This is a genomic window from Kaistella sp. (assembly GCF_041824135.1).
GTDB lineage: Bacteria > Bacteroidota > Bacteroidia > Flavobacteriales > Weeksellaceae > Kaistella.
Genome location: NZ_JBGZYM010000068.1, coordinates 1 through 4,691, shown reverse-complemented (window position 1 = coordinate 4,691; position 4,691 = coordinate 1). Strand labels below are relative to the sequence as shown.

Below are 4,691 nucleotides of genomic sequence, written 5' to 3'. Positions count from 1 at the left end.
ATAAAATATCCCGAAAATTCATTACATTAAGTAGACGTGGTATAACTGTTACGCTCCAATTACACTCCAACGGTTTGGCGCTTGGCGCAGTGGCGGATTTTGGAGCACAAAACTGTCAATACACCACAAAAGTTGATGCGAGGTAGAATGTTCAATTAACCACGTCACCCGCCATTGAGCCAAACGCCTGTTACCTGCTGGCATTCTTTTAAATTATATTCAAGTCTTTAAATACTTTTTTGGTAATTTCTTTTCTGCAACTTCCGAAATCAGACCTTTTCATTTTTCTGTCTTGTAAAAGTCTTGTTGCAAAAATATAAGTCCCATTTTTGGTCTCAATGTACCCTGTCCACCAACCTGTATTGATGTTATTTTCCCTTGTCCAACCTGTCTTAGCCCTTATAGTATATTCTTCATTTTGTTCCGTAATCATTACGTTTTTAACAATGTCAATATTTCGCTTAGAAAAGGGTAATTTTTCTTCATAAAAAGATTTTACAAATTCGACCTGATTTTTAGGCGAAATTGCAAAGTCTCCAAAATTCCAAAAATCGGCTTCAGTTTGGGATAAATTATTGTTTCCATACTTGCTCTCTGCGAGGTGTTTTCTATAGGTATCTTTTCCGATTTTCTTTGCAAGTTCTACAAAAACCCAACCTGCTGATAATTCAAAGGCTTCTTTGACTGGCATATCGTGATAAATTTCGGGTCTATAACCATACTTAACTGTATCTGTACTACCAACCCATTTTATTATTTCGTTTTCATCTTTGATAGTATTAGTTTCAAGAGCAATCAATAAATTTATAATCTTGAATGTAGATGCTGGAAGCGTTTCAATTTCTAATCCAACTGTGTCCGATACAATCCATTTATCATTTCTAATGTCATAAATAGCAATTGTGCCTTCAACTCCGCAACTGTCAAAATAATTTTGGAAGTCGCCCCGTATATTTATGTCGTTCTTAGCCAAAATATTTGATTTTCCATCTGCTTGTCTGTTAGACGAACATCCATAAATAAGGAAAAGTGTTACAATAAAAGAAAATAAACTTTTTGATTTCATTAGTTTCTTGAATTTACGGTTTGGTTTTTTATGCTTGCAGGTAAAAAAGTATTGGCGAAGGACGGGCTACTGCTAACACAAAATGTAAGTGAAAACCATCCTGAGCAAAAACTTTTTTCGTTTTGCTAAAATACTAAAAAAAGTAAAACGAAAAAGTTTTTTGCGAATTTTGTTAACTGAATTCTCAAAGACAAAGTTCGACCCGTCTTTTGCCAATACCCTGTTGTACGCAGTGTTTTTATTCACTCCGACTTGCCATGAAGTAACCAAATCGATTGTAAAAAATCTTCGAAATCTCTTTTTGCATTTTTTATTCACGCAGAAGATTCAAAAATGCAAAAAGTGATTATTACAATCATTTTGTTTTGATATCCAATATCTTTTATGGCATTAAGAAAAGGGAAAGGCTTGGAAATGCGATAAAAGATATTTTTTGCGGCATGAAGTCAATTTTTAGAGATGATCAAATCACAACGAAATAAAATCTTAAAAAAAATGCCAAATTTTGAATTTATGCGCGACCCCACAACATTGCGTACAACGTTTTGGGGCTTTGCGATGGTGGGGCAATCGAAGCACAAATCTTCAATTTTGCACAAAAGTTGAACCGAAGAACAACAGTTGAACTTTGCAGTTTCGCCCCACTATTGCAAAACCCTTGTTAGCTGCTGGGCTTAATTTTGCTAAAATAGCTTATTTTTTGAGATAATAATTTGTACTTTTGTGGCTTCACTTCCAAAAAGTATACAACACGTGGCAAAGCCTTGGATTAAATAATTATTAGGGTAATTCTCTTCAAAACCCACTTTTATGGTATAGTACTCTATTAGTATTATGCTACAATTATTTTGTTGTATAATTTAATCAAGTTTTTATGGAAAACCGTAAATGGTTTAAGACCTATATGTTTATATGGGCTGGACAGTTTGCTTCAATGCTTACAAGTTATGCTGTTCAGTTTGCTATTGTTATATGGCTTAGTCTGGAGTACAAGTCAGCCGAAGTTTTAGCCTACGCAGGAATAGCAGCTATGTTGCCTCAAGCATTGATAGGCTTAATAGCAGGTGTATATGTTGACCGTCTCAATCGTAAATATGTAATGATTTTTTCGGATGCTTTTATAGCTCTCTGTGCCCTTTTGTTACTCGTCATTTTACAAAATGAAAATGTTAATCTTATATGGATATACATTTTATTGGGTTTACGCTCTGTTGGTAATGCTTTTCACGCTCCGGCACTACAGGCAATTGCTCCGCTGATTGTACCCCAAAATGAATTGATAAAGGTAGCAGGAATTAATCAGGTGTTACATTCGGTTTGCAGTATTGGTGGTCCTGCCATTGGCACATTAGCCATTGCTTATCTTCCTATTTCAAAAGTATTGTACTTGGATTTGATTGGAGCATTGCTGGCTATTCTTTCACTCGTGATGGTGAAAATTCCCAATGTGGTTGCGAAGTCAAAATCGTCTGCACATTCTATTGCTACAGAATTTTCGGAAGGGTTTCAGACTGTTTCAAAAAACAAAGGTTTGCGTTATCTTTTTCTTTATGCAATGGCGATAACCTTTGTTATAATGCCAGCTGCCATTATGTTTCCGTTGCTCACAACAGGGCATTTTGCAGGAGGAAAATGGGAGATAGGAATTGTAGAAGTGGTTTGGGGCGGAGGTATGCTTATTGGCGGTGTCATCCTGAGTATTTTCAAATTGAAAGGCTCAAAAGTAGTCGCAGTCAATGTTATGTATGTATTATTGGGACTTACATTTATTTTGAGTGGTGTATTACCTGCAAGTTGGTTTGTAGGATTTGTGATGGTAACAGCCATTGGCGGTATCAGCCTGTCTGTTTTCAATGGCTGTTTTACAGCAATTGTACAAACAGAGGTAAGTCCTGAAAAATTAGGACGTGTATTTTCACTTTATTATAGTTTGGCAGTTTTGCCAAGTGTAATCGGTTTATTATTCACAGGCCTGATTGCAGAAGTTATTGGTGTAAACATTACGTTTATCATAAGCGGTTGTTTGGCAATCCTTGTGGGTATTCTTTCGTTTAGCACTCGCAACTTAATGCAATTAGGTAAAATCAAAAATATTTAAAAAAATGAAAAATAGAGATATTCAAAAATTAGCGGAAAGAAATGGGTTAATTCTTTCGGATGAAATGAGTTTTAATGAAATGGGAATTGATTTTAAGGTTGGTTTCGCTACAGATAGGGATGGCACAAAGTGGTTGTTGCGTATTCCAAGAAGAACAACCTTAGGCGAACAGATTGCGAATGAGAAACGCATTCTTCAATTGGTGTCGAAATACCTTTCGGTTCAAGTTCCTGATTGGCGTATAGCTAATGAAAAACTGGTAGCCTATCCTTTGCTCGATGGAAAACCTGCACTTACTTATGATGCGGAGACTTATGAAGTAACCTGGAATATGTCTAAAGAAAACGACCTTTATATACCATCATTAGCGAAAGCACTTATAGAACTTCATTCAATTCCTACGGAAGAAGTACTTCGTAATAATCTAAAAGTTTTGACACCTGAACAGGTTAGAAATGAGATTTCTGAAAGATTGATTTTGGTGAAATCTGAATTAGGGATAAATGCCGAATTAGAACTTCGGTACCAAAAATGGCTGGATAATGATGCCTTATGGCCGAATTTTACAAAATTCATTCACGGTGATTTGTATGCAGGTCATACACTTACTCATCATAATGGAGAAGTTTGTGGAATTATTGATTGGTCAACTGCACAAGTCAGCGATATAGCACAAGATTTTTCAGGTCACGTTACTGTTTTCGGTGAAGAAAGTCTGAAAAATTTAATTTCGGCATACGAAAAACAAGGTGGAGAAGTATGGGATAAACTGTTTGAACAAGCAGTTGAACGAGCTGCTGCCGCACCTCTAGCTTATGGATATTTTGCTTTAGAAACACAAGATGAAATTCATCTTAGTTCTGCAAAATTACAGTTAGGTGTTGAGTAGATTTTTTTTAGTAGGGGCTGACACCTTAATCGGGTCAGCTCCCTATTATTTCAAGGGATGTTTGTCTATTAGCGTTGTTGTGTAGCCTTGCAGCTAACGGTTCTCAGCTATACGCAGGCAGGGATTTTTACCGCTGAACTTCCTACGAAGAGCTGAACTTCAAATATAGCACTTTTCTGTCTTACGAAGAACGAAACCCCTGCTTGCGTATAGGTGATGTTATGCGGTCGGCTTTCATTTTCTCTTCTTTCTCGTTAATTTGTCAAGCAAAGTTACTAAATTTGCAGTCAAGCAATTTCAATTTTTGAATTATGTATTTCAGCAGACCTTGGACTTCTATCTAAGTGATAGGCAGTCCTGAATAAATTCCAATCAATCTTTTAGGGCAAGACAATCAGTCTATGCTTTGTGTGTGCAGTCATTTTTTTTGATGGCATTGCTTTGTCGTAGTTGCTCTGTCGGGTAATACTGTCTATTCACTTCTCTGTGATTTGAATTCAAGTATTCACCTGTAAGAAGTTACTAATGACAAAAAAGAAATTGCCCGTTCGTTTTACGGGTCAGCACTTTACTATTGATAAAGTGCTAATAAAAGATGCAATAAGACAAGCAAATATAAGTAATCAGGATACGGTTTT

5 protein-coding genes are annotated in these 4,691 nt (G+C 36.1%); 3 read left to right on the top strand and 2 right to left on the bottom strand.

Translation table 11 applies throughout. The features are described 5' to 3' along the window. Positions 1 to 48 precede the first annotated feature (48 nt). Together ACEYOS_RS07375 and ACEYOS_RS07370 are read right to left on the bottom strand one after the other, a co-directional pair. Positions 49 to 204 carry a hypothetical protein gene (locus ACEYOS_RS07375; RefSeq protein ID WP_373797547.1) on the bottom strand — a complete coding sequence of 52 codons (156 nt, stop codon included), beginning with the start codon at positions 202 to 204 and terminating at the stop codon, positions 49 to 51. A gap of 4 nt (positions 205 to 208) precedes the next feature. After that, a complete protein-coding gene (locus ACEYOS_RS07370; protein WP_005938297.1) occupies positions 209 to 1,066 on the bottom strand; it encodes a penicillin-binding transpeptidase domain-containing protein in 858 nt (285 codons plus the stop codon). Between the two features lie 874 nt (positions 1,067 to 1,940). On the opposite strand from ACEYOS_RS07370, the gene mef(C) reads away from it, so the two are divergent. The 3 genes from mef(C) to ACEYOS_RS07355 form a co-directional block, all read left to right on the top strand. Next, positions 1,941 to 3,164, top strand: a complete 1,224-nt coding sequence (gene mef(C), locus ACEYOS_RS07365; RefSeq protein WP_085286200.1) for a macrolide efflux MFS transporter Mef(C) — start codon at positions 1,941 to 1,943, stop codon at positions 3,162 to 3,164. Between the two features lie 4 nt (positions 3,165 to 3,168). Next, positions 3,169 to 4,053: an Mph(E)/Mph(G) family macrolide 2'-phosphotransferase gene (gene mph, locus ACEYOS_RS07360; protein WP_078213155.1), complete on the top strand. Its 885-nt coding sequence runs from the start codon at positions 3,169 to 3,171 to the stop codon at positions 4,051 to 4,053. Between the two features lie 525 nt (positions 4,054 to 4,578). Next, a partial coding sequence (locus ACEYOS_RS07355) for an rRNA adenine N-6-methyltransferase family protein (RefSeq protein WP_250704475.1) occupies positions 4,579 to 4,691 on the top strand: 113 nt, incomplete at its 3' end.